Below are 25,006 nucleotides of genomic sequence, written 5' to 3' on the forward strand. Positions count from 1 at the left end.
GCATTATAAAGTTGTCTCCCCGCTTCCAACCTGGCAGCAAGTATAGCCATGTCCTTAGAAGTTGTTATTAATGGTATTTCTGTAATGAAGCTAGATGTTTTTACTGCCAGATTGAATCGCTTCCCGATAAATGATAAACTTTACTTAAATTATACACAATATCTAATCAAATGGTGTTTTACCCCACCATAAAGTATTGGGAGATAACCATCCAGAACTAACGGTTTTAGCTGTAAATGCTTTTTCTACAGCTTCAGGTGATAGAAACTTATGTTGTTATTTAAGAGACTTAAAAACTTTTTCTGTATATATCTCCCAGCTTTCTCCTACTTTGATTGTGTGGATTATTTCTGCTTGGATACTAATCAAAAGTTCTAGAGGTAGTTGATTTTTAATTTCTAAAAGTTTTAACTTCCAAGCTAATTCAAACGCTGGGTTAATTTGTTCTGGTGCTAATTTGAGTTCGGTGATACAATTACCCTTAGTTCCAGCGCGTTTAACTAGCCTGATTTCGGTTGTATCTCCTGTAGTTGTCCGAGTGATTTCGGCATTAGCATATTCTGGGAAATATGTGCTGATAGCAAGTCTGATTTTCTCATCGTTGCTTGCTGTTTCTTCTGGGATAGGGACTTGTTGACCTTCGATGATAGCGATATAATTCATGATGATTAGAACAGTGAAAGTTGTTTTTTGTTAGATTCGACTTCTTGAGAATTGGCTGGTAACTCTCGCTTTTGTATTTGTTTCTTTTGGTTAGAACTTTTGGTAGTGACTTTTGTTTTTTCAGCAGCTTCAATGATTTTGGGTAGTGCTTCTTCTAACTGGTGAATGTAGTCTCTGAGAATTGGTTGTGAAGTTATTTCCTGATAGTTGATAGTTTCAATGATGGGTGGTGCGTTTCTGATACCAATTGATAGGATGGCTTGTTGCTCATCTAGATGAATGAGTATGGTTATTAAATATGTTTTGGAATTTAGAGTGCTGTTATCATCAACTTGCTCATCAATTTCATCATCTTCTGCGTTATTATTGTTACTAGAATTTAAATCACTACCGTAACTAACTTTGGGGTTAGTTATACTTTCCTGGTTTTGGTCTTGATTGTTCATGAAAGATTGGCAAATTTTGAGAGGGTACGGATGGTAATCCCGGTTCGCCTAAACGACTGCCATTTGTAAGCACATTCTCCTGGTTTATATTTGGGTGATAGTTGACTCCAGGTGTCCCATGCTTCTAGTAGAGTGGGACTGACTGATTTAAGCGCCATTCCTACCTGTATCCAAGTGATGTAGTCATCTGCGAACCGGGGGTGAATGACTTCCACAAATGTGAGTGCAGCCTGAATGTTAGTTTCGATATCTGGGTATAATTGGTATCTGTTTACCCCATATCTGCGGTTATATTTTTCTTGTGGTAGGCAAGTTGCCTTTTCCTTCTGCTTTGACATTTGGGTTATTACCCATTGGGGTGCGATCGCAACTTGTTTTTCTTGGGGACTGCAACCGGGAACCCACTGGTAATACCTCCCTTCTGGGTGATAGGAAGGAGGAAGGACTGAGACGTGATTTTTACCCCTAAACTCCAGATTTGATATTTTGCTAGAAGTAATTGACTTATGTTGGGGTATTAGGTATAGAAACTGGCATTTGTACTTGCCTCCAGAGGTAAAGGCGACTGTTGGTGGTAAGTATGCAAGTGCGCGATCGCATAATTTTTGGGGTGCAATCTCTTTTATTTCCTCCTCTTCTAGCTTTTCTGTAAGGATGAGTATTTGACCCCAGGCGTGTAGCCCGTCGCAGTCGATGGCGATGATATGTCCTTGTGGTTGGTTATCGCCACAGACAATAGCAACCCCGGTGACACGTGTATACCTTTTCCCTGACCAAATCTTGCATTTAGTACGAATGAGTTCGGTTTGTAGCTGTTTGGGAGAATAAGTTTTATGCTGCCATTGTTTTCCTCCCAGAGGGCGTTTGCCGAAGGTAGGTACAATTCGCCAATTTGATGGTAATTGTTCCAGAGACGAGATGATTTTACGCGCCTGGGGGTGCATCGTTTCACGTGATTTTCACTTCTTTACTGTCGGTAGTTGTGTGCATGAGTTTTTAGGAGTAGTTAACATAATTCGTAATTTTTAATTAGAAAGTAGTGATTACGAACTACGAAATCCTATAGTTTAAGCTAATCGTTGGTTGAGGGCATTCTCAACTTGATAAATCCCAAGGGTGCAGTTAGAATCGAGTGGGAATATGGGAAATTCGGGGAAGTTATTCATGGTTTTTGTTACCGTGCACAGCACCATTACTCCTTCTCTCCCCTTTTTTTCTTGATTGTAGTAATAACTGATTATTTTAAATTCGTTATTGCCTGCTTCAAATCTCTTTCCTGCAAATTGGTAGATAGCCTTTTTCCAATCGGGTTGCCAGCACATTAGAGTATCTATCGCCTTTTGTCTAAAGTCTGCTTTGTCAATATGAGCAAGTATATTCAATATGCAATATTCTTTTTTGGCGATAACTTCACGGGCATAATTAATTAGCCAGTACTCTGCTTCTTGGAGAATGGCTTTTGATTCTCTGTTTAGGCATACTTCGTCATGGCTTTTTGCCATTACATATGCCCGTTGCTCAAAAACCATGCCGTTAAGTCGCATTTTTAAATCAGATGGATAATATGTCATTAAATCCGCAAGTTCATCACTAATTGCTGGTAGGGGATATTTAATTAGAGGGCAAATTTTAACTTGATATCCCAATTTTACTGATTGATTAATTATTAGGTGAATATCTGATGCAGGAATGAAATCGCCCAACTGATAGTTTGTATCTGTTAGTAAATATGTCGGTGCATGAATAATTTGGAAATTTTGGGGTGCTTTTTCGCAGTCAGGAACTAACTCTACGTACATAACACTAACAAAGAGACTTTGCTTTAGCTAGCGTTAGTTTATGTCGTAGTTTTACTAATGCAGTATCACATGTTAGTTTTTAAATTGCCGCTCCAAAAATCAGCATTTTTCACAGGTGTTTCCTAAACACTTTCTACCCAAAAATTCCAATTACAAAGATTAAATCTTAGTTACAATACTTAACCGCTTTTCCTATGCTGTTGCTACTCAAATCCCTAATAGAACAATAAATATAGCTAAGGAAAACTTAACCTCATAAGGCTGCTGATAACTCAAGTTCAAGATATAACTTTTTAAATTGACTCCTCCATCTCTTCTGTTCACCAATAAGCCGAAATCCACGTTTCTGGTAGAGAATCCGTGCAGTTGCTCGGGTAGGATCAGTTGATGTATATAGTCGTAAAAATTTTTTACCTTCTAATTGTGCCTTTTCAATGGAAAAATCAACTAATTTACTTCCAATGCCTTTACCCCGATCCATAGAGGATACACACGTCCAACCGAGCCAGTATGCCTCATTTCTATCTTTTTTATAGCTATATAACCCTGTGGTTCCTATTACTTTGCTGGAATCCCCATCGATGGCAACCCAATAACGTACTTCGGTAACTCCCACAACCCAAAGAACTATCTTTGCAATCACACTTTTTTTAAGGCTTAACCGAAATGCCCAACTAGCTTTTTCAAACAGATTCTGGTTTAAAAAAACTTTATTAACTAGATTAATTGCTTCATCAAGTGTCCTATATGAGAGAGGTTCAATATACATTTCAAAAAAATTCTGAACTAAGTTAAGTTTGTAGTGTTTGTGAATTGTCCATTTTACAAAGAAATTATCAAAAACAGAGGCTTAAAATTTAGAATAGTCAAAGAGAGAGCAGTTTTGGCGTAGCGGGTGGCAATTCCCTGATAATTTTTCAATTTACAGAAAAATGCTTCTTAAATGATTGAGCGACATCTCTTATTCAGAGTTAACGCACCTCTTAACCTCCTTCAAAGCCTTTCTTTGATAATAAACAGGCTTCCAGTTATCTTCATTGCTGAGATCTATATTGGAAGCGTAGCGTTTGAATTTAGGAAATTCTTGTACAAGATAATCGAACAGGGAAGTTTTGATAGATGTAAGATTTGCTACAAAAAAGTCTTCGCCGTCCCTTCTTTGGCTAGCAGGTATGTGGACAGAAAATCCTAGATGATCTCGCATAATATCTCGTCTATCCTCTGTTGCTGCGGTTGCATATAACTCATTGACTGTTCGCAGTTCACGGATCTTATCTAGATACTTTGCAAGAAATAGAAGGATACAGGTATTTATTACAAAATGTCCACTCTCTCCCGCAACTACACTAATATAAAGAGGGTATTCTTGAGATTCCCGAAATTCTTCTGGTGCAAAAACTTTAGAGCTATCTATTTCTCTTTCAATCAGTTTGCCTAGAGCAAAATCGGTAAAGTATTTTGGTTTAATAAATAGAATAATAAAAAACCCCACAAGTTTCCCATTTTTGTTAATTATTTTTCTAAAATAATTTGGGTCTTTTTCATACCAAGATTCTAAAAGTTTGGTAGGAAGATGATCTTGAGTGTTAAAGTATCTCCGTCCTAAAGCTTGCAGTACTGGAATTTCTTGTTTATGTACCTTATGTAGTTCAAACTTATATTCCTTACTTTCTTTGGATAACTCGTCAAGAAATTCACCAAACTGTCTGATTAGTTGATTTCGTGAAGAGATAGGGCTGCCTAACTCAACTCTAAGTCGAGCCATCAGATTAGGTGTCTCACTATAAAACAAGATTATAAGGTGGGAAAGTTTAGATTCAGGCTCAATGTGTTTAAGGAATAGGTCAAAATCCTCATAAATCTCTTTTCGGTGAAACTTTACTCTAGCTTCGTCTCCCTCAAGAATATCTATAGCAATTTTAGTTTTTGAATATCCTAATAAAATTAGCTCCAAAACTTCTCGCCGTAATTTAGGAAGTTTCTCGTAAATCTCAATAATTTTTGGATTATCCATATTTTAGTAGTTCTTGAGCTACATACATATTAAATCCAGTATGAGATACGTAAAAGTATCTATTTAGACTAGTGATATCAAAGGTTCTTCCCTCTATCGAGGGAGGTTTTTTTACCTAGTCTATCATATATCTCTCGCCTTCCCTCCACCGGAAATTCTAGAGTGTCTATTATGCAAATGTAGGTATAGCCAATTTTCAGTTCAGGAGGTAACAGGAAATGGGTGAAGAATTAGAAAAGTTCTTAGGGGCGCTAGTCACACAAACAGTACGAAGCGTATACCAGCGCGAACTGGACGAAGAATTTGATGAACATCCCTCTGAACATCTAGGAAGGCAAATAGGTCATGCTGTCGGCAGAACCATTGCTGCAATTCTAGATCCCTTTGGCTCTGACCAGGTAGGTTAAGTCTAAAGTGGCATCTAGTAGTCTTTATAAGACAATACCCCACCTTTTTTAAATCATTTTAGTCAAATAGAAAGATTATGTCAGCAAAGGACGAAGCTGGGAAAGTAATCGTACAGTCTGGAGCAACAATTGGCGGTGCAGTTGGTGGTGCTATAGCGGGTGCTGCAATTAATAATGTTGCTGCCGCATCTGCGGCTACAGCTTCTTGGGCTGCGGGAGCAACTGGACCGTTTGCTGTGTTCTCTAATGTTGTTTTTCATCCAGCGGCTTGGGCCGTAGTGCTTGCAAATCCTGTTTGTGCAACTGTTATTTTTTGCGGGCTAACAGGAGTTGGAGCTTTCGGAGCGTACAAACTGACTAAGGCGACACTCAAATGAAACTATTAGGCAATGTGCAACTGAAGGTCTAGAAACCTTAATTTTCTGTGATCGATTACTCAGCAGTTTAAATTCTGGGTGGCTCAAACAGCGGGGAATCAATAGCTCAAGGGATTTCCAGAAAATAAAATGCCCAGCCGTCGCTTTCGCCTTGAGAGCGAAAGCGCCTAAATACCTCGGTTGTGTCAAAAATATTATTGATACGGCTAGGCATTTTATTACTTGTAGGTGCCCAAAATATAGTTGCACATTGCCTAAGTGTTTACTGGAATCGAGTTGAGTTGAAAGAGCCAATACTAAGTATGAATGATGTGTATGGAGCAAGAGACACTTACTCTGCAAGAAGCACTGCTTTTATTAGAACTCCCAAATCTTGAGAGCATTACTGAAAGCGATTTGCCTGCCATCCGACGAAAAGCCTTTAAACGTTGGCATCCTGATACGATCGCACATACAAACCCCTCACAAGAAACCGTTAAACGGTTTGAGCGGAATTTTAGGTTGATTGATCACGCTATCGCTATGGTTGAATCCTATTTAAGAGGTGAAATACATAGTTCAGAACGATTTTCAGACGATTACCACTCCCAACCCGCAGAAGATCCTGTAGATATCATTCGGAGAAATGCGAAAGCAATGCAGGAATTGCTACGCAAGACAATGGAGGAAGTTGCTGGAACTCGCTTCAAAGTGACAGAAGAGTTTGTTGTTTTGAGTGAGGGATTTTCACTCAGAGAGGCACTGGATAGAGATTTAGAAGACAACATAACTGCATTGGCTCTGACATCTCTAGTAAGTGGGCTAATGGGATGGGGCATTTTGGGATCATTTTTGTCAGAATCCTTAGCTTCTTCTAGTGAAGTTCTTGCTTATATCTCATCATTCGCTTGGATTTCTGTTGCGTCAATTCATGTTCTAGCTTGTTTAGCGATCGCATTACCTCTATCACGCTTTTGGCTTCCTATTGAAGTTTCAGATTCTGCCCTTCTTTTTGTAAATTCGGGCATCTGCTTACACAACACTCTTCTCAAATTTCTATCAAGACTTCCACTGATCGGCATTTTCATTTCCATTCCAGTTTCAATTGTGACAGCAACTGCACAGATATTGAGAGGGGTAGTAATTCAGCCATCATTTCTCATTGCTGGATTGGTATTTAAAGACCAGAGAATATGCCAAGTGAAGCAGTCTGTGAAGTATTACGCTAGTGTTGCAGACTGGTATGTTAACGAACTTCTGAATACCGACCCATCTAACATGAACGATGAACAGCTATACAACTTGTCATATTTGTATGGAGAGTATCGGGATATTTGGAAAAAGTGGCAGGTGTACTGAATTACAAATTTTATTTTATGCCTCCTAAAAAGAACCCAAATAATCTGGCAATCGACAACAGGTACTGAAGAACCATTTTATATAACTGTTTCATGAAAAATTCTACTCTCTATTACATATAGAGAGTAGAACTATGTTTATTAGAAAGTTTGTACCTGTTGCTGGATTAAATCTTGGAGTATAGATAATCCAACTTGTTTGGAAATTGCCGTGTTATCATCAGGACACCTATAGATAACAGTACAGTTTGAACATCCGTGCTTACATGGGCAATTTTCTACTAAAAATCGTGCCTTGGATATAGCTTTTTCTAGGTATTGAAATAGCGTATCGCACATTCCAGTTCCCCCTTCAACCGTGTCGAAGAAGTAGCCGACTAAATTAGGTTGGCTTGGTTCCTCATGTAGAATGAAATCGACATCCTTACTACTGGCTCCATGTTCGACTAGCGGAAGGGCTAGCATCAGCTGATGCGCTAAACTGTGGATGCAAATATCGGTTTCCTTGTATTCAAATAACTCTCTTTCCTCCCTGGAAATGTATTTCTGGTTCTTGATTATTGACCTAATTTGCTCTACCTTTGACTTGAATAAATTTGTTGCTTGTAGGTCTATTTCAACTTCCAGACAACTTGTAGAATAGCTAGTAGTTAAAGCTTCCTTGTACGGTAATTCTTCTACTAGCTGTATGATGTCTCTTTCTGTTAGTTGACTGTTGCATATGGAACAGTTTTCTAATTTGCTTGCTAGGGATTGATTGTGATTTCTACAATCTCGATTCGGACAAGTCCATCTCGACTCCCGGTTGTATAACTTGTATCCGAATATTGACTCCGAGATGTTACATATTTTAGGAGTAAGTTTTATCACTCCCCTTGGTAATTGAATTAACTTTTCTTCGCCTGTAGTTTTGACTTCTTCAAATCTAATTGCTCCTTGAGGGCGTGTAAATAGGTTTGTTTGAGATGTTGGTTTGAGAAAGGCTTGTCCCTCCTTGATTTTGAGTTCTAATGACCGATACCAAACGGGGTTGCCATCAAAATCTTGTGCTATGTAAATAGCATCAGGGTATACCTCCCTCAGCGCAGAATTTACAGCACTTTGTTCAAATTCTTCGCCAGTCGAGGTGTTGATGTAGTCGATGTTGTTGCTTCTGCTTCCCCTAATTTTGATATCACCGTGTATATAACCCAAATGGCGAGCGCACGCCAGCTTGTTATTAAAGCTGTACACGAGCTTTTTGTCTTCAAGTAGTTGGTTTGCGATCGCAACTCCCCCTTGTCCGAAATGCTTGGCAATTTGGTTGATTGTCGGGCGTGATTCTTTGCAGCAGGCTAAGATATGTGCTTGTAGTAGGTTTTCAAAATTGGGATTGAAGTTGATTACCTCCGGTGGATCGGTCAATAACCGTTCGGGGTGGTTTGAATAGTATGAGTCTAGGATTGATTGCCTGGAAGGGATAAATACTATCAAGCCTTCTTCCTTCCTACCAGCACGGCCAGCCCTTTGGCGGAAGGAGAGGATACTACCAGGATACTTACAAACGAGTACGGCATCAATGCATCCCAGGTCAAGACCCGCCTCAAGTGCAGACGTTGAGACTATAAATTTAACATCTCCAGATTTTATATCTGCAATGATTTTTCTCCTTTGATTGTTTTTCAAATTGGCATAGAATGCAGAGATAGTATTTTTGAGGTGAGGTAGTCCATTTTCAACTAATATTTTGCGGATTGTTTGGGTTAGGCTTTTGACCGTTTCGCGACTATCGCAAAAGCATATCCCAACCACATCTTTACTAACAAGTAAAGCTGCTATTTGGGCGGTTGTGTACAGAACACTATTTTGGGGCTTGAGACTGATAAAAGTGGTTTGAGCTTTTCTTGCTCCACTTTGACTAATAACCGTAAAATTTTCCCTCCGACTGGAAATCTTTTGGGCGATCTGTTGACTATTGTTTATAGTAGCTGAGGCATAAATGTATTTTAGTTGTGATAAATTGCCTCCTGCTTGTTCTATTATTAGTTGAGTGCGACGATTAAGTAAGGCAAAATTAGCCCCAAAAATTCCACTATAGAAGTGAAGCTCGTCAATTACTATAATGGAAACTTTGCGTAAGGTTTCAACGAAATTGTAGTTATCAAATTGGTAGTTATTAAGCTCATGATGCCATACATCGGGGGTAACACAAATAATAGAGGGTTTGTGTGTATAAAGTTTTTTGCGTTCTTGGGATGGAGTATCGCCATTAATATTGAGAATAGCAGGGCGAATTGACTCTGGTAAAAGGTTTACAAATTCCCTGATTTTTTCTTCTTGGTCAAATGCTAGGGCTTTGAGGTTGAAGAAAATGATACAGGAGTTCCCTTTGAAACATTCGTGAATGACTGGAAGTAGGAAGGATATGCTCTTGCCACTAGAAGTTGGTGTTTCAAGAATAATATGATTTCCTTGATTGTACGCTTCCCACGCTTCAATTTGGTGAGAGTATAATTGATTTATTCCTAATTGCTTAAGCACATTATTTACTGCTGAATGCATGCTATCTGGAATTTGTTCCAGGTTAGCTGCTTGTTCAGGTATTACATCACAGTAGGAAAGTTTATTTCTACCTTCTATTTCAGTAGCTATTTCTTGATATATTAGACTTTTTGAGGTTGGTGTATGCTGAATTTGGGAAAGATTTCCTTTCTTTATTTCTTCCTCCCAATTGAAGATAGTTTGGCTAATTATGCCTTTTCGGAAATAAAGGTTATCGCCGATAATTGCACTAACTTGAATTATTCCATACTGCTTGGAGTAGATACTACGACTTGGTTGTAACCACTCTGGTCGGTTGCTCATAAAAACTACCTACTTGTTGTTTTTAACAAGTAAGCGTCAGTGGTTGTAGTGGTTTTATGCAGATTTGACTGTATTATTTTAATCGCCTGGATATACTCAGACGATTTTAATGGAACTGCCTACGCCGCAGTAGACAACATCACTAATTATATGACTAAAGTTGATTTTCAAAAAAATAATCTTATAGGGCTAGGAGCACTGTTTATTAGATACTCAATATAAATAAATTTATGATATAAATAATCAGAATATTTTGATTTTAATACCTTGTATTTAAAATACCAATAGGTTTTGGCTTTATAAAATTTTAATATGAATGAGTGAATTTTGATTAAAGACAAAATCAACTTGACCATTGGAATAAATAGGTTAATTTAGATTATGTATATAGATATTAAATTATGAATTCTGCTGAACAGAAATCTCAAGTTGAACTGCTAATTGAGCGGGCAAAGGAAGAGAAATTTAATGATAACGAGATTACTGTATACGACGATTTTTTTGCTGAAGGGGATATTAATAACCCTGCCAAGATGACAGAGCAAGATACCATTAACTTTATTAAGTTCTTAAACCGTTGTGATGCGTCGAACGAATTTGTAGCAAGCGCTTTGACTCGATTGACACAGGTTGCTCCAGCGAGTGTAGTGTCGCAAATACTAGAAAGTGATGTAGATGGAGATGGTTTAACTTTAGCTCAAGAGCTAAAACTTGGGACTAAGGCTAATGAATATAATACGTCAGCCCGAATAGGTGCTGCGCGTCAACAGCAATATCAGGCATTTCCATCCAAGGATTCTGATTTTGAACTTTAAGTTTTATACAGTTTTTTTCTAGCAATTATTGTTACTTATAAATAGCGATATTCTGCCCTATGCCACACCATACCCTGTATACGGACGCTTGTAGGGCGGATGTAGTCCCAAGACAATATCTTCCTTTGATACCCCTGATACCCCCATCTCTACTAATGCTTGAGCAATATCTAGCTCAGTCGTATTGCGCTGAATCCAAATCTTGCCATCTTTAATATCCAAATGGATAAAACAGTTATATACTCGCTTGAGTCCTTCCCAACCAACATCCAGCAATTGATAATGGTCATGTTCTGTATCAAAAACCAGCTGACACTCAACATCTGGGTTACTATTTTCCGCAGATGCCTGTTCAGTTAGTAACTTACGGATGCATTGGCGGTAGTATTCTATTCTCTCCATTCGATAACCTCCTCTTTAATTGGGTCGTAGACCACGAGCTTTAGTTGATAAAACTTGACCGCTTCTTGAACAAACAGTTCTTGGAAGAACGTTTTAAAAGTATCAAAAGGGACTGCCAGATAAAGCGTCCGGTCTGGTTCTTTCATTTGTAGGGCAAGCCGATAATTGAGAAACTGTCCCAAAGCTACGTGAAAGTCAGTGATTGCCGAACTATTTAGAAAACTTTTTACTTCAACTGCGATTTTTCGCCCTGCTTTCTCAGCTCCTAATATCTTTTCTGCTGCTAAATCAATCTCGAACTTCACACCTTCAATTTTTATTATGAGCGGATCGGCTGTAATTATCCACCAAAATTCAAAGGGCGGGTGCCCCTGGCTTTAGACCTTGTGATTATCCACATTTTTCTCAAACTGGCGGTCGCTATAAAATTGGATTTCAAAACCCTGATTATTGCGTGACTATTCTCAATAAATATTGATAGATGACAATCAACCAGAGACCTACAAACCCTAATAAGCGTAAGGTTTCTAGAAGATGTGGGTAACGACAAGGGCTTTAGACATGGGGGTAAAGCCTGAAGGGGAATTCATTAAGAGTTGGTGATATCTCAAAACGCATAATTGTAGCCGTCCTTTTTGTGAATGTGTGTGCAATATTTGTGACTGATGTCTGTCACCCTTCCTGACTTGGTGGCAATATCAAAACTACCCCTAGCACGGCACAAAACACGACCAACGTGTGTACCCATTCTTTTTCCTGACTTGACATGTGCCTTAACAATATCGCCAGTTCTAAAGCCAAAATGAACCTGTTTACGTTCACGGTGTCTAGCAGGAAAGCCGTAGCGATCAGTACCGCACATTTGACGAGTACCCCAACCAGTTGCTTTAATCCTTAACGGTTGATTGGTCAGCAACTTAATATTGTCAACATCACCAACGCACGCGGCATCAATCCAATGAGATTTATCAAAGCCAAGCCGAGTCCGGTTGTATTTTGTTTGCCCACCCGTACCCGTTGTTGTAGGCAGCATCTGTTTTAGAGTGCGGTACAACATCCATCGAGTAGAGTTAACAGCAGCCGTATCCTTTAACGGTGCCAACGAGAGGCGCTTAATTTTCTCCAACCGAGTGCAATCCTTTTTGAGAAACTCGTCAACTGACTTAGTTCCCTTTTTCAAGTTGCACCTTTCACAACTGAGGGTGAGGTTGGATACCCGGTCGCTACCACCTTTGGCGCGTGGGTGAATGTGCTCGATTTGCAATGGGATATCTTGTTTATCGCAGTAAGCACATTTGCGTTGCCATTTCTCTAGAAGGTATTGCCTTACTTCGTAACCCGCTAACTCTCCTCGCTGATACTCAACACCATCAATCTCTGGATTCTGCATCTTCTGGGTGTCGAACTTCACTAACTCCATCACGATGTTGGTGACGGGAGCATAGCGACAAAGACGCTTAACCCAAGTTTGGATGGTCAACACACGATGCATTAATGATGGGGCTAACCATCCATCTCGACGATGTTTAGGAACGGGTTTTTTGTTACGTTTTCTAAACCATTCATGCTTTTGCGGTTTGCGGTAACGAGTTTTGCGGTTGCGTCGTCCTCGCCGTAATGCGTTTCTGGACGAGAGCGACTCTTCAATTTGATAACCTCGGTGCTCTAATTCGGCACACCAAATAACTGACTCGTTGTCTAAAAGCGCGATGCCTGTAGTTTTACTTCCCGGATCTAACTTGATAGTTAGTGGTTGTGGACTTGGGTTTTTAACCGCGTGTTTTAGGATAATACAAAATGGGTATCGTCTAAACACAGCAGCTTTACCCTTAGTCAGTAACTCCCTTGCACGTCTTGGTGTAACCGGGTTTAGGGGTTGTTTGTTAGTGTCAATAACGAAAACGTAGTTTTGCATTGCTGCAACTCGTGCATGGTAATGTGTGCTTCGACATTGTTTAGGGTCGGTAACTATCCAAACGACACTGGTTTATTCTCCGTAAGCCTGTTTAATCGTTCAGTTCTAGGATCACGGGACTAGCGAGCATCCCTGAGTAGGAACTTTAACACTTGCCCTAAACGGATAGTCTGGTCAGGTGGAGTTAACCACCAAGCCCCTTATCTTCAGACATGGGGTTGGCACTCAACTAGAGAACCCTGACTCTTCCTTCAGTAGTGCTTGTTTGACAGCAGCATGAAATAGGTCTTTTGCTGACATCTCTCCTCAGTGTGCTTTTAACTTTATCTTATTGTATGTAACTAAAAGTGATATTTGCTACATACTAAACCCGAAGATGATATTTATTACATCATTTGGAGAGATTTGAAATTTGCGAGCAATACTATTTATATTAGCTTCTCCGTTCATGTGTTCTTGTAGTATTAGCTGAATCGTTGATTCAGATATCTTTGCTTTTTTACCCTGACCGATGCTAGTATGATAGCTTTTAATAAACTCGTTTATTTCTGCTCGTTCAAGTTCTTGCCAACATTTTTTACGGTTGCTCCAAAAACAATTCCCAGGTGCATAATTTCCGGTGGCATCTATACGGGCGATGATTGTATTTTTGGGAGCAGTTCCCATATCTAGTAAGAACTGGTTAAAATCATCTTTCCAAGCTGGATGTACCTCTATTCCACAACCACCATGTTTTTTATAAAAGGGGTGATTTTTGTTATAACAAACCTGTTTTATATAATTCCATGAGTGGTATTCTCTTGAATTTTCTGATGTGATTTTGATTGCTTTTTTTCTTCTACATCCGCAGCTATTAGTATTACCAGCAATTAGACTGTGTTTGTAGACATATTTCTCTGTTCCACAGCTACAGCGTACTAAAACTTTGACAAATCTACCTGGTTGTTGTATTTCTGTGTTGTCAATTACTGTTAGTTCGCCGAAGGTTATTCCTACTTCTATAAGATTTCCTTTCTTAATGCAGCCGCAGCTTTTTGTTTTACCATTAAGAAGATTGTACTTGAATACTCCTCTTTCCGTACCGCAAGCTGTACACTGACATAGTATTTCTGTCCCTTGGTTTTTAAGTACTTGCCAGTAACCAAATTTTTCTCCTATGTCAATAGTTCGACTATGCATATTTACTAATAATTATTAATATATTTGTTTTTATAAAAACATGATGAATTAGCTGATTATTGATTGATAGAATAGCCAGTTAACTATCATTTTATATCTTGAGTTCGAGTTGTTTGGATGCAGATAATTTGTCTGTTAACCACCTAATTTGCTGTCCAATACCCAAACCTTCCATTGGTGTCCTAATAACGTATTTGTGCGCCTTTAATATAGGAATTACTTGCTTTTGATACAGCTTAACAGTAAGGAAGATAATTTCTGTATCTGGGTTGGTTTTCTGCATGATTCTGCGGGCTACTTCCTGCGCCCACTGCTGGTGTTCGTTTGGGGATAGGGAACGGGGGGATAAATCGTAGGGCGAGATTATTTCTTCTGGTTCCAGAACTTTATATAAGGGAGAAAGGATTTTCCATCCCCCTTGGCTTTGGGCATACTTGCGACAAGCCTGGAAGTGCTGGGAGCAATAAACTTCCTTCGCCGCTGCTTTTTGATTGGTTTGTTTCCCGCATCCGGCGACAAGGTAAAGAGTTTTTGGTTTACTGAGATAGTGATAAGTTGCCAGTAGCGAGTTAAGGTTGTGTGCCAACCGCATAATGCTTGCTGGGCGGTTGTTTATCTGCTGAGGGTTTATGCGATGACTTCGTGCGATCGCACAAGTCCGACAGTTGCACCTGGTTGCTTGATGCATTGGACATCTAGTCAGGCTTTCCCCATTGTTGAATAGAACTGTGTTGCTGCTAAAGGTTTCTCTAGCGTGTGTTGAGCCATCAAAGCTAATACCCATCTCAAAAAAGGTTTTGGCGTATTGCGGCGAGCAGAGTCCGAAAATGTGGAAGTGGATGCTTTTACCTTGAGAACGTATCTTCTGAACGATTGTTTTTATAATGTACAGGTTTGTTGAATACTCTTTCGCTTGCTGTGCTAGTCCTCCTATTCCGAAGTGCTTATAACCAAATTGGTATAGTTTAACACCATACTCTATTTTCTCTTGGAGAGAGAGTCCATGAATGACGGCGAGGGGTGTTCTACCGGGCAGTTTTTCCTCCGCTATCTTGATAAAAGTCTGTGCCTGTTGGAGATTATATTACCGCCGCCAGTCAATATTTCTAAGCAGTAGATTATCGGGGCAAGTTACAATATCGCCAGGGCGGCTGCGCTCTCGATATCGGTTGGCTGCATAATGTGCGTTAACATACTGTCCGTCGATGGTGGGATAGTCTTGTTCCCGGTACCCAAATGCACCACAGTCGTGGATGATTGGACTATTTTTGGGGATTACTTCAGGTTTTATTGTTAGCGAACACAGCCATCCAGTGGGCTGGTACTCAGTTAGTTCCCATATTCCGACTTTCTTATTATTTAACTTAAGATAATCTCTTTTTCCCAACACCGCATCAAAACCTGCTTTCATCATTTTAACCCAATTACTCACTATTAAAAAAGCGAGTATTGGCCGTGGTAGTAAAGAAAAATTACCTGTATTTGCATACAGGTTTCATAGAATTTTAGAGTTCTAGATACAGTTGAAAATTGGGATGAAGAGAAAGTTTTTGCTTGATACAATCTAGCTTTCTGTTATATCCATAATTGGCAAGTATCATCTTCTTGAACTCTTCTCTTGTGGCTTTAATATCTCGAAACAGCTTGCTAGTTGGATAGCAAAATGCAGACTGCTGGCGGCTGTAGAACCATACAAGCTGGTTAATTTTGTAGATATCATCGCTATCAAGCAGACAGTAGCTAATTTGTTGGTAAAAGTTTTCCAGTGTGCATGGACGACGTTTTGCGGTTGTCCTAATATCAACCAGGGTATTTCCTACTAAGATTTGATAGTCTGCACCTCCGATCAATTCGCTTAGTGAAAATGAACCATTGCAGATGATTTTACCTGGAGTTATTTGATTTTTAACTGTTTCCCAAGCATGGGGTAATATGCCGATAATTTGTGCTGTATCTTGGATGGTAGGTAACCACCTGCTGAAATATTTAGCTTCTGGGTTTAGACGGTTTTCTCCTTGGAGAAATGGTTGGAGTATTTCGTGGATTTCTCTAGTCCGAACATAATTTTCTAATGTACTCAGTATCATACACTTGAGTGCTTCTTCTTCGAGGGAGTTGGACTCTGCAATACAGTAGTCAAATGCGTGTTCTATTTTTAGCAGTTGTGCGCCTGTAAGTGGTATGCACCCCTTGTACCAGTCTTTCTGGTTGTAAATTAGTCCTAAGTATTTGCTGAGTGCTTTGCTTACAGCATTTCCCGTAAGTGGGAAGTCTGTCCCCTCTGCTGGTTGAATAATTTGCTGTTGAAATAATAATTGATTGTGGCTTGTGATGATCCTTGCTACTGCTGTATTAAACCTTTTATCAAACCACTTTCTGATGGGTGACTCTTTATTATTTAATTCTGAAGTTAAACTCATACGGCTAACTAGTTGTTTTTGATCTAACTGCGTCAGCTCGCATGTAGTGATTTATATTTTTTTGCTTTTAACTAGGATGAAGTTTTGTTGAATTTCAACCCATCACTAGTGGGTTTTCACGCCCTATGATTCCCAAGGGATTTCTGCGGTGAAACGTCACATTTCTATTTCTTTGGATTTCCCTTGAGGTGTAGCAGCGGCGACTGTTTGCTTTTGAGGGAAGCTAACAACCTGGGTGGGGGTAAAGTGCTGTTTGATTTCTTCAGCCCGCCATTGTTGCAAGTCCTGCATGATGTATTTGAGGGGGGTGAACTCGATGATGCTTTCCCCAAGCCTTTGTGCCTCGTTTGTTTTGTGGGTCATGATTTTGAGGTACATTTCCCGCTGGTCTGCAAGCGGCAACTTACCATCGTTGTCTTTAAGCTTTTGCAGGATTTCCTCATTACCCTGGTTGACCGCCTCTCCCCAGGCTGGACCTCCTTTTCTTGTCATCTCTGCCCACTCTTGAGCAATGTAAGGATGTGCTTTAACAGGGATATCACCTGCACTTTGGATTTGTTGGGGTTCTTGGACTTGTGCTGTTTGTCCGCCCTCGAATATCTGTTCAAGATTGAGCTTGCTGGCATTTTGGGCAATAAACTTTACCTGGTTGATGTCATAATCGCTGATATTCATCTTGGCGACTTCTTTTTTTATCCCCTCCTCTGTTTTGGTTAACTCGAACTTGACTAATTCCTGAGTACCCCTTTCCTCAGTTTTTTTAAATAATTGCAAGCTGGCTTTCTTGCCTTGGGGCTCGCGGGTACGCTTAATGGTAAATTCCCCTACAGTAAGTTCATCTTTCCCCACTGCCAAAAGTGTATTGTTGAGAGTGTCCAACATCTCGTTTTGTTTGAACACTTCTAGGGTTTTGATAGTGCCAACGGGAGCGAGACTGCCGAGGGTGTTAGCTACATCTCGGATGTCTGAAGTACTGAGATCGGGTAGCGTTCCCTTATCTTGCAGGTGTTCGCCTACCATCAGGAATTCTTGGCGTTCCACGCCTAACATTTCTTGATTGTGTTTGGTAAATTTGGGTTCTTTGTTTCCCTTACCGGGTTTGAACTCAAAGAGTGAATTTTTCCAAGAGTGAAGTTCGTCACTGCGGCGGTGAATGTTAATAGTGTCTCCCTCTTGCCGAATTACAAAGGCATCACTTCTATAAATGCGGGAACCATCCTGCTCAATGGTGCCGTATTTTTTTAGCATCTCGGTTGCAGCTTTGGCGATATCTTTGTTTTCGCCGTTGTAGCGTTCTTTTTGGGCTTGTTTGTTTTTTATCTCGTATACAGGTACTTCTACCTGGCGTGCCCACTGCTGCGCTTGTGGTTCTACCCTTGGCGTTTTTGCTACCTGTTGGTAAGTATACTCGGCAGCATATTGTTCCTCTTCCTCCAAACTTTCCTTTTTGGGGGTTGCGCGCTTTGCGATCGCGCTTTTCTCTTCTTCCTCAACGAGCTTTTTATTACTGGTAACTGGTATTTCTTCTGAAGTATAGTTTTCTTTATTTTCTACTTTTTCCTGAAGATTACTGCTGACAAATTCTTTGAGGTTTTCTTCTACTTTACCTGGCTGATTTTCTACTGTTTCTGGGGGTATAGTTGATACAGTGGACTCAGAATTTTCGAGATTTGAAGGTTGGTTATCTATATTAGTTTCAGATTGTAAATCGCTTTCCTGACCTTCTATAAATTCTTTAGTATCTTGGTAATTCTTGACAATATCAGATGAAGCAGGTAGTAACTTTACTATTGGTTCGTAAGCTACATCAATAATTTCATCTTGAGAAAGGTTTTTTGTAATTAAGTTAGTCCTACATTTACCTTCATCATCTTGTTCATAAATGATAATTTTATTACCTGAAGAGGTATAGGCAGTTATTTTAATAGCTGCTTCGTAATCTCCAGGTTGATTATCATCTAAATCTGGTACATCTTGTACTAGATGAATGGCAATAGTTTGGGCTTGAAAATCTGTTATTTGTGCGCCTTCTCCTTGGGTAATAACTTGATGATTTTGAGGGTCGCATAAGTCTATTTTTTGCCATTTGTAAGCTCCAGGGGTAGATTCATCGGGGATCAGATTGTAAGTATCCTTACCAATTGTGATTGCGATTTTATCTGCTTCTTCTCTTTCTTTAAGTATTTCCCTAATCTTTTTATAAGTCTCAATCAGGATTTTGGCTAAATCTAAAGCTGCTTGGCTGGTGGTACTGGTTATTTGAAGATAGTTATCTGTTATTTTTTGTTGCTGGGTGTCGAACATGGTGGTTTTGGTAATCTATCGAGAAATACTGATAAGTTTTGTATTTATCATGAGAAAAATTCCTTATAGCTATCCACAGGCAATGGTGCATTTCCTGCTTGTACGGGTGCTTGGGGAATCGGGAAACGCTTATCTACCTCTTTTATCCTAATATCTAAATCTTCTTGAGTTGGTCGTTTTTGAGTACTTTTACGAGCAAGCTTATTGATAAGTTTGTCCCAATTTTTGCTGTTTTCTTCCTCCAGTCCAATGATATATTTTGGTACTTTAATATTTTTTAATATGGGTACAGAACCCTCTTTTCTATTATCATAAGCAGGGTTAATAAATACGCATTTACCGGGTGGTAACTTGAGAAACTGAGCAGGCTCAAATAATTTCCGAGTTTTCTCTTGGTCGGAGATTGAAATACTAGTTTTCCCCCCGACCATTGACCGGGATTTCTGCTTATATTTAATTTCTTCTTCACCAAGGTAAGCACTAAAAATCCTTGCGGATTCTTCTTCACCTGGGTTGAACACAAACTTTGTACCGCACGCACCGAGGATAGCTTTGGCGATTTCCTTACCATAGATTTTTTCTAACTGTCCCATGTTTTGCCAACCGAGGATACCGCAGAATCCTTCAGAACGTGATTCGTTGAGCCACTTAAATAAGTCTGGTAAGAAAATTGACGGCAGTTCATCGACAGAAACCACAAGCGGCCCAGTTTCTTTCCGCTTTTTGGCGATACTGCGGGCGACGGTCATATGCATAATAGAGGTCATCAAAGGACCCACTGCATCTCTACGTTCCCTGTCCAACCCAAATATAATCATCTGCTTCTTGCCTACCTCCAGTGGCAAGGTAGTCTTACCAATAAAGCAACCGAGAGTGTTTTTCGCCATGAAGCGGGTAAACATTAAACTAGCGGTACCTGCGATACCGGCGATGGTCTTTTCCGAGCCAGCCGAGCTAAATAATTGACCAAAAGCTATCCGTATCCACGGGTTAAGGCTAGCAGCCATTAGGCGTTCGACCATCTTTTCGCTCGACAGGATAGCCGCTGCGGTCATAATGTCTGCGTACTCACCAAACTCTTTGGTTAGCATTAAAATAGCCTGCGTCAACTGGTCGCCGGCGGGGCCAAAGAATGCATCTTCAGAGGCATTTCCTAACAGGCGGAAGTTTTTGTTGATAACTGTAGCTAACTGCCGTGCAGTCTCAGCATCACTACTGTCGCGTAAAAAATCGATTGGGTTACATACCTCCGATTCAGGAAATCCCGGTGCGAAGATATGTACGTCATACCCCTTTGATTTAGCGTAACTGGCGATTTTGGCTTGACTGGGGTATTTAAAATCGTATATAATAATACCAAAACCTTGGTCAATTGCTGAGTAAATCATCGGGTTAATAGCTGAGAAAGATTTACCGCTACCAGGTGCACCAATTACGGCAGTCCCGCGTTGGACATCGGGTACATAAACAGGGACTCCCCCACTCCCCTTTGGTGGTTTTTGACCTTTATATCTATGTACTCCAATATACAAGCTGGCACTGTCGTATTTAGGAGAAGTGATTTGTTTGAGAGCTTTTTTCTTAGCTTGGGCGGTTTCCTTTGCTCCACCCCAATAGCTAGTAGCAAGCTTGCCTTTTTTGCCATTACTAAAAAGCTGTAAAAGCAACAATAAGCCAATTCCCCCTGCAAGTACCAAGCCTTGGGGTGAGATTAGCTTATCTGTATATTTACTAAAGTCTTGATTGCTGCTTTTTTTATCAGCCTTTACTTCCCTAACAGTTTTAGTTTTGGCTGTTGCCAATAAGTAATTCATAATTAATATGCGTTAATTTTGCATAAGGAAATCGAAGAAATATGCGATTTTTTCATTGCATATTTCCTCGTATTTCGTATTGGTGTGTTGAGGAGATTGAGGAAACTTAGGGGGTTACTTTTTTGGGCACGCTGAGGGGAGTACCAAGGATAATTGGATCTATTTCCCGATAGGTGAAGAAGGGAACGGGGCCAATGAAGTAAGGCGAGCAGCCTAAATCAATCCATCCACGCTTGCAGATACGGAAGAACATTGCGGTGCTAATACTGCCGTCCGCCTCGTTAATGTCCCAAATGACTTGTTTGAATGATTTGCCGAAGGGATGTCTTCCTGTAGGTTCTTTTCCGCCGTTAAGGTTCCCCAAAATGCCGAACCCGCCTTTTACCTTTTGGTCTTTACCAGACATCCACTGTGCACCAACGACTATATCACTCCCCGAAACTTCGATATGACCACACCTTTTCTCGCACGAAACGTTGAACCCAGCTTGATAGCTACCGCTTATTGATTTCCAGCGTCCGCTTTCAAGCGAACCGAGGGGTAAGTCTACCTTGCCGATAAAGCTAACATCGGGAATTGGTACATTGGGGAACTGGTCAAACGGAACATCAACTAATCCTGGAACCTGATCAATTGTTGTGTTTTGCCAGTTCGTGAAGTCTTTTAGCTGTGCATCCTCAATGCCAGGGATGCTGGTTAGCTTATACTTATCGAGTTTGACATACTTACCGAGTTCGGCTTCTCCCAGTTCGGGATAGTTGTCTAACACCTCACCAACAGTTTGGTAATCTGCGGCGTTGCCTGTAACTTTGGTTACTAGTTCTTGAATTGGTGGGATTGCTCCCACTTCCAAATCTTCTAAATTAGGAATAGATAAAGCAAGGTCTTCGAGTGTTTGCCACTTTAGTGTCTCAAAGTCAGATAGTTTGAGGTCTTTGAGTTTAATACCTGTGATGTTGGCGATGTCTTCAAGCGTGAAATCTTCAATATTGAACTCAGTTGCCTCAAAATCGCCTAATTCCATGACTTCGGAAAGGCTTTGTCCGGCACTCCAGGTGCGGCTTTCCTTCATCCCAGGATTGTTGATATTGGGGAATTCAACACTACCCCCTTCCCCAAACTTCATATTTTTGAACGTGATATTACTCCAATCAGGAGTAGGTGCACCGTTGACGTATTTAACTGCGATAGGTTGTTTATTGGCGGTTTTGGCTTGTTTGGTAAGATTAACCGAATGATTCAAATTTGAATACTTCGATGCAACTGTCTGGGCTAAAGCTTTCTCTCCAAATAGAAGGCTACCGATATTGTAATTACCTCCAAACCGGATTAACCCGTGCAGGACGAGTCCTGCTATCATCCCGGCAGCCATGAGATACCGCCATGTATTCATTTTTTGTTCCCGCCATTGGTATCCCTTGCTGGGTAAGTTTTTCGGTTGGCTGGCTACTTTTGTTTGTACCGGGACAATTGCGGCTATTTCATCATTTACTTGGATGGTTTTTTTCTGTTGGTTTATTTCTTCGTTTGTAATATATATTACTTTAATTATTTGGTTGTCTGTTGCGAAATCTCTGGTTTCCATAGTTATCTCTTGCTTTCAACAACTAGATTCGGCGATGTAGGTTGTCCAAGTTGGGTATTATTTGTATCAACGTTGAGAGGAGGCATTTCTATGAAGCGTTTTCCTCCTAGCGACATGAGTTTTTCAACCAACTGCATTGATACTCCGGCATTGCTGGCGGCGATGACTAGTTCCTCTCCTTGGGAACGTAACTCAACAAGTTGATTCAGCCGCTTCCAAAGTTTGCTATCCACAGTAATCCACTGCTTATAAAGTGCAACTTGCATTCCTTTGGCGATATACCTGCTGTCAGATAGGGCGAGATAACTAACTTTTGGTTCTACCTGTTCAGGTTTGTTTGGTGTTGTATCGCCAATAATTTCAATTTGGCTGTACTGTGGTGCGCCAGTGCCTGATACTATCCGAAAATGATAAGATTTGCGCGTTCCTCCAGCTTCGGTGATTACCGTCATGTGTGCGCCGTAGGAAGCTGGTGGCAAACCAGGTATTTTGACTTTCTCGATCCGGCGGATGTGTATAAATCCAGCCCCTGTACTCTTCCCAGAACATCTGCCTAACCCTTCCAAGCATCCATCTACATCAAAAACAAACTTTGAGGGGTCATCCAACCAGATTTTCTTGATAGTTTCTCCGGTGCGGTAAAATGAAATCGATACCCCATGCCCGGGCCAGACTTTAACTGTCTGCAATTTGGCATTTTCCCCTGACACCTGGGACGCTGCAACTTGACGGATAGTATTGGCCAGTACAACTTGATTTAGTGTAAGTACAGAGGCGATCGCGCAGGGGGTAATTAAACTAAAGCTGTCTATATATCTGAGTTTCACAGTTTGATTGACCTATCGACTTTAATAGTAACTCTGGTATTTTTAGGTACATACCAGACGTTAGGACGGCGGTTGATTTCATCAGTGGCACGCTCTGTCCGCTTGCTAACTGTTTCGCTAAGTTTGCTAAAGGCACCTTCAAGGAAGGCAGCTGCAAGGTTGCTGTTGTTATTGCGGCTGCGGGTTCTTGTCCCACCTAAAGGCAAATCTTCTGTGACTTCTTCATCCGGCTGGTTGATAATTTCCCCTACCTTGGCAAGACCAGCTATTGTCCCCAAGGTGGCGTCATATTTGGCAATTTCAGATCCCTTGTCGTCGTGAGGTCTGGCGATTAGGGGTGAACCTGCCTCTCCCAAAACTGATATCGTTCCGGGTGATACTGGATACTCGGTTCCATCCTTAAGGATGGCTGTGACTTCGGCACGCACGCCTGATGTGCTATCAACCGAAATCATGGTGATACTTAAGAGCGTTCCTGCCCCAATGGCAATCTCACCAGTATTGTTATAAAGAGGTTCGTCCAATTGGGCGACAAATCTGAGCGTATTTGTCTGCTCCTGCAAACGACTGTTATTGTTGGTTTCGGGCATAACGAGCGGGGTGATTAGGGTTGCGCTTGCAAACGAACCAACAACTAGATACTTTGGTTGTTTTTCCTCTAGAATTTGGGCTTCTTCTGGCAGGTAACCAGATGCAACTTGTTTAAGCTGATTGTTCTGTTGATTACTAGCAAGACTGGATTTTAAGGTATTTTCTTCCAAGCTAGTTTGTACTTCTTGCAAGAAGCTATAAATAACTGGCACGGCTTGATTGTTCTGTCCGTCACTAGTATTTGTATATTCTGGAGTACTGTCGTTTGTATTTACAGGTTGCCAACGCGGGCGAAGTTCTTCAACTTGATTAGAGGTATTGGTAACTGTTTCGGTATTCTCGCTGCGGCGGCTACGGCGACGACGAGAGCGATTGGTATTTTGTTGTGCTGGACTTACTGTTTCTTCAGTTGCACTCACTTCTTCTACTGTTGTGTTTGTGGATTCGCTTACAGTAGTGCTGGCTAACGTATACTCAACCCGACCAACCGAACCTAGACTACGCAGGCGTTCGAGCTCGGCGAGGGGGTCTTTGGCAATGGTTTGGTTGTCATTAGCTGTTTGTTTGGTAACTTTTGCCAGTAGATTGGGAGCAAGGCTGGAACTCTTAGGAGAAGGATTTTTTGGCAAAGGGGCGCTAGGACGCAGAGATGGTATTGGTTGGGAAGCGACTTTTGTGCGTCTTATCCCAACTGGTTCAGGGTCTTGTTTCCCATATACGTGCCTTCTGGAAGTAGGGGTAGTTTGCCCTGTAACTACCTTTTGTTGTCGAGTAGGGCGCGCTTTTTCTTTAGATTTATCCTCCTCAATATCTTCCACTTCGTCTTCCTTCTCGCCTTTTTTACCATTTAACGCGTCGAGTTCTTCTTGCTGTTTGGCGAGAGCGAGTTTGGCGTAAATATCCCCTTCTTCTTTTTCAGATGAGGTAACTGTGGGAGTGGAAGTAGGGATTACTTCTGGTTTTTGAGCATTATTGCCACCGCCGTTTATCATCCCGTTGAGAACGACAAACATGAGTATAAAACCTACTCCAAACGCACCTCCGATGATACCCAATCTTGACCAGGGAGATGTGACAAAATCGTGTTTGGTTTGTACTAATGCAGGGTCTTCTGCTTCAATTTCCTCTTCGTCAATTACCTCATCTTCCGTACTTGCTATTCCATCTTCTACAGGTTTTTTATCTTCATCAATTGGTAGAAGACTATCTACAGAAGAAAATTTATGATGATTTGGAGTGTCGTCTTGTAACTGCAACATATTTTTAT

Annotated in this window: 23 protein-coding genes; 4 read left to right on the forward strand and 19 right to left on the reverse strand. The window is 40.7% G+C overall.

Going from position 1 to position 25,006, the window contains the following annotated elements:
* Nucleotides 1-276: 276 nt before the first annotated feature.
* The 6 genes from U2718_RS14035 to U2718_RS14060 all read right to left on the reverse strand — a co-directional run bounded on the left by U2718_RS14035 (nucleotide 277) and on the right by U2718_RS14060 (nucleotide 4,922).
* The gene (locus U2718_RS14035) at nucleotides 277-663 is read right to left on the reverse strand and encodes a hypothetical protein (protein WP_341999904.1); all 387 of its coding nucleotides are present in this window, start codon (nucleotides 661-663) and stop codon (nucleotides 277-279) included.
* A 5-nt stretch (nucleotides 664-668) separates the two neighbouring features.
* The gene (locus U2718_RS14040; protein WP_341999902.1) at nucleotides 669-1,109 is read right to left on the reverse strand and encodes a hypothetical protein; all 441 of its coding nucleotides are present in this window, start codon (nucleotides 1,107-1,109) and stop codon (nucleotides 669-671) included.
* Nucleotides 1,106-2,053 carry a bifunctional DNA primase/polymerase gene (locus U2718_RS14045; RefSeq protein ID WP_341999901.1) on the reverse strand — a complete coding sequence of 316 codons (948 nt, stop codon included), beginning with the start codon at nucleotides 2,051-2,053 and terminating at the stop codon, nucleotides 1,106-1,108. The genes U2718_RS14040 and U2718_RS14045 overlap by 4 nt, the downstream gene beginning before the upstream one ends.
* Before the next feature lie 123 nt (nucleotides 2,054-2,176).
* Nucleotides 2,177-2,908, reverse strand: a complete 732-nt coding sequence (locus U2718_RS14050) for a hypothetical protein (RefSeq protein ID WP_341999900.1) — start codon at nucleotides 2,906-2,908, stop codon at nucleotides 2,177-2,179.
* Between the two features lie 253 nt (nucleotides 2,909-3,161).
* On the reverse strand, nucleotides 3,162-3,677 hold the full coding sequence (locus U2718_RS14055; RefSeq protein ID WP_341999898.1) for a GNAT family N-acetyltransferase: 516 nt from the start codon (nucleotides 3,675-3,677) through the stop codon (nucleotides 3,162-3,164).
* A gap of 192 nt (nucleotides 3,678-3,869) precedes the next feature.
* On the reverse strand, nucleotides 3,870-4,922 hold the full coding sequence (locus U2718_RS14060; RefSeq protein ID WP_341999896.1) for a hypothetical protein: 1,053 nt from the start codon (nucleotides 4,920-4,922) through the stop codon (nucleotides 3,870-3,872).
* A 218-nt stretch (nucleotides 4,923-5,140) separates the two neighbouring features.
* Between U2718_RS14060 and U2718_RS14065 the strand changes: the two genes are divergently transcribed.
* The 3 genes from U2718_RS14065 (at nucleotide 5,141) to U2718_RS14075 (ending at nucleotide 7,044) form a co-directional block, all read left to right on the forward strand.
* Nucleotides 5,141-5,329 carry a hypothetical protein gene (locus U2718_RS14065; RefSeq protein WP_341999894.1) on the forward strand — a complete coding sequence of 63 codons (189 nt, stop codon included), beginning with the start codon at nucleotides 5,141-5,143 and terminating at the stop codon, nucleotides 5,327-5,329.
* 77 nt (nucleotides 5,330-5,406) lie between these two features.
* Nucleotides 5,407-5,706 carry a hypothetical protein gene (locus U2718_RS14070; RefSeq protein WP_341999892.1) on the forward strand — a complete coding sequence of 100 codons (300 nt, stop codon included), beginning with the start codon at nucleotides 5,407-5,409 and terminating at the stop codon, nucleotides 5,704-5,706.
* A gap of 315 nt (nucleotides 5,707-6,021) precedes the next feature.
* A complete protein-coding gene (locus U2718_RS14075) occupies nucleotides 6,022-7,044 on the forward strand; it encodes a hypothetical protein (protein ID WP_341999891.1) in 1,023 nt (340 codons plus the stop codon).
* A gap of 140 nt (nucleotides 7,045-7,184) precedes the next feature.
* On the opposite strand, the gene U2718_RS14080 is transcribed toward U2718_RS14075, so the two are convergent.
* The gene (locus U2718_RS14080) at nucleotides 7,185-9,887 is read right to left on the reverse strand and encodes a DEAD/DEAH box helicase (RefSeq protein WP_341999890.1); all 2,703 of its coding nucleotides are present in this window, start codon (nucleotides 9,885-9,887) and stop codon (nucleotides 7,185-7,187) included.
* A gap of 401 nt (nucleotides 9,888-10,288) precedes the next feature.
* Between U2718_RS14080 and U2718_RS14085 the strand changes: the two genes are divergently transcribed.
* The gene (locus U2718_RS14085) at nucleotides 10,289-10,702 is read left to right on the forward strand and encodes a hypothetical protein (RefSeq protein WP_341999888.1); all 414 of its coding nucleotides are present in this window, start codon (nucleotides 10,289-10,291) and stop codon (nucleotides 10,700-10,702) included.
* A gap of 57 nt (nucleotides 10,703-10,759) precedes the next feature.
* Here U2718_RS14085 and U2718_RS14090 read toward each other — a convergent pair whose 3' ends face one another.
* The 12 genes from U2718_RS14090 to U2718_RS14145 all read right to left on the reverse strand — a co-directional run bounded on the left by U2718_RS14090 (nucleotide 10,760) and on the right by U2718_RS14145 (nucleotide 24,998).
* Nucleotides 10,760-11,104, reverse strand: coding sequence for a XisI protein (locus U2718_RS14090; RefSeq protein ID WP_341999886.1), 345 nt, complete (start codon nucleotides 11,102-11,104; stop codon nucleotides 10,760-10,762).
* The gene (locus U2718_RS14095) at nucleotides 11,092-11,448 is read right to left on the reverse strand and encodes an element excision factor XisH family protein (protein ID WP_341999923.1); all 357 of its coding nucleotides are present in this window, start codon (nucleotides 11,446-11,448) and stop codon (nucleotides 11,092-11,094) included. Before U2718_RS14095 ends, U2718_RS14090 begins: the two co-directional genes overlap by 13 nt.
* Nucleotides 11,449-11,711: 263 nt before the next feature.
* Complete coding sequence (gene iscB / locus U2718_RS14100) at nucleotides 11,712-13,019, reverse strand: RNA-guided endonuclease IscB (protein ID WP_341999884.1); 1,308 nt, start codon at nucleotides 13,017-13,019, stop codon at nucleotides 11,712-11,714.
* 357 nt (nucleotides 13,020-13,376) lie between these two features.
* Nucleotides 13,377-14,198, reverse strand: a complete 822-nt coding sequence (locus U2718_RS14105; RefSeq protein ID WP_341999882.1) for a hypothetical protein — start codon at nucleotides 14,196-14,198, stop codon at nucleotides 13,377-13,379.
* Nucleotides 14,199-14,289: 91 nt separating this feature from the next.
* A complete protein-coding gene (locus U2718_RS14110) occupies nucleotides 14,290-14,982 on the reverse strand; it encodes a DUF6884 domain-containing protein (protein WP_341999880.1) in 693 nt (230 codons plus the stop codon).
* Nucleotides 14,983-15,282: 300 nt separating this feature from the next.
* Nucleotides 15,283-15,630 (reverse strand): hypothetical protein, encoded by a 348-nt coding sequence (locus tag U2718_RS14115; RefSeq protein ID WP_411813285.1) that lies wholly within the window; start codon nucleotides 15,628-15,630, stop codon nucleotides 15,283-15,285.
* 73 nt (nucleotides 15,631-15,703) lie between these two features.
* Nucleotides 15,704-16,618: a hypothetical protein gene (locus U2718_RS14120; protein WP_341999876.1), complete on the reverse strand. Its 915-nt coding sequence runs from the start codon at nucleotides 16,616-16,618 to the stop codon at nucleotides 15,704-15,706.
* Between the two features lie 156 nt (nucleotides 16,619-16,774).
* Entirely contained in the window at nucleotides 16,775-18,922 is a 2,148-nt protein-coding gene (locus tag U2718_RS14125; protein WP_341999874.1) for a hypothetical protein, read from the reverse strand.
* A 47-nt stretch (nucleotides 18,923-18,969) separates the two neighbouring features.
* Complete coding sequence (locus U2718_RS14130) at nucleotides 18,970-20,739, reverse strand: type IV secretory system conjugative DNA transfer family protein (RefSeq protein WP_026087765.1); 1,770 nt, start codon at nucleotides 20,737-20,739, stop codon at nucleotides 18,970-18,972.
* A 103-nt stretch (nucleotides 20,740-20,842) separates the two neighbouring features.
* Nucleotides 20,843-22,321 (reverse strand): hypothetical protein, encoded by a 1,479-nt coding sequence (locus U2718_RS14135; protein ID WP_341999872.1) that lies wholly within the window; start codon nucleotides 22,319-22,321, stop codon nucleotides 20,843-20,845.
* A gap of 2 nt (nucleotides 22,322-22,323) precedes the next feature.
* Nucleotides 22,324-23,148 carry a hypothetical protein gene (locus U2718_RS14140; RefSeq protein WP_016877657.1) on the reverse strand — a complete coding sequence of 275 codons (825 nt, stop codon included), beginning with the start codon at nucleotides 23,146-23,148 and terminating at the stop codon, nucleotides 22,324-22,326.
* Complete coding sequence (locus tag U2718_RS14145) at nucleotides 23,145-24,998, reverse strand: TrbI/VirB10 family protein (protein WP_341999869.1); 1,854 nt, start codon at nucleotides 24,996-24,998, stop codon at nucleotides 23,145-23,147. Before U2718_RS14145 ends, U2718_RS14140 begins: the two co-directional genes overlap by 4 nt.
* Between the last annotated feature and the right edge of the window lie 8 nt (nucleotides 24,999-25,006).

It is taken from the genome of Chlorogloeopsis sp. ULAP02 (genome assembly GCF_038404745.2).
Lineage (GTDB): Bacteria > Cyanobacteriota > Cyanobacteriia > Cyanobacteriales > Nostocaceae > Chlorogloeopsis.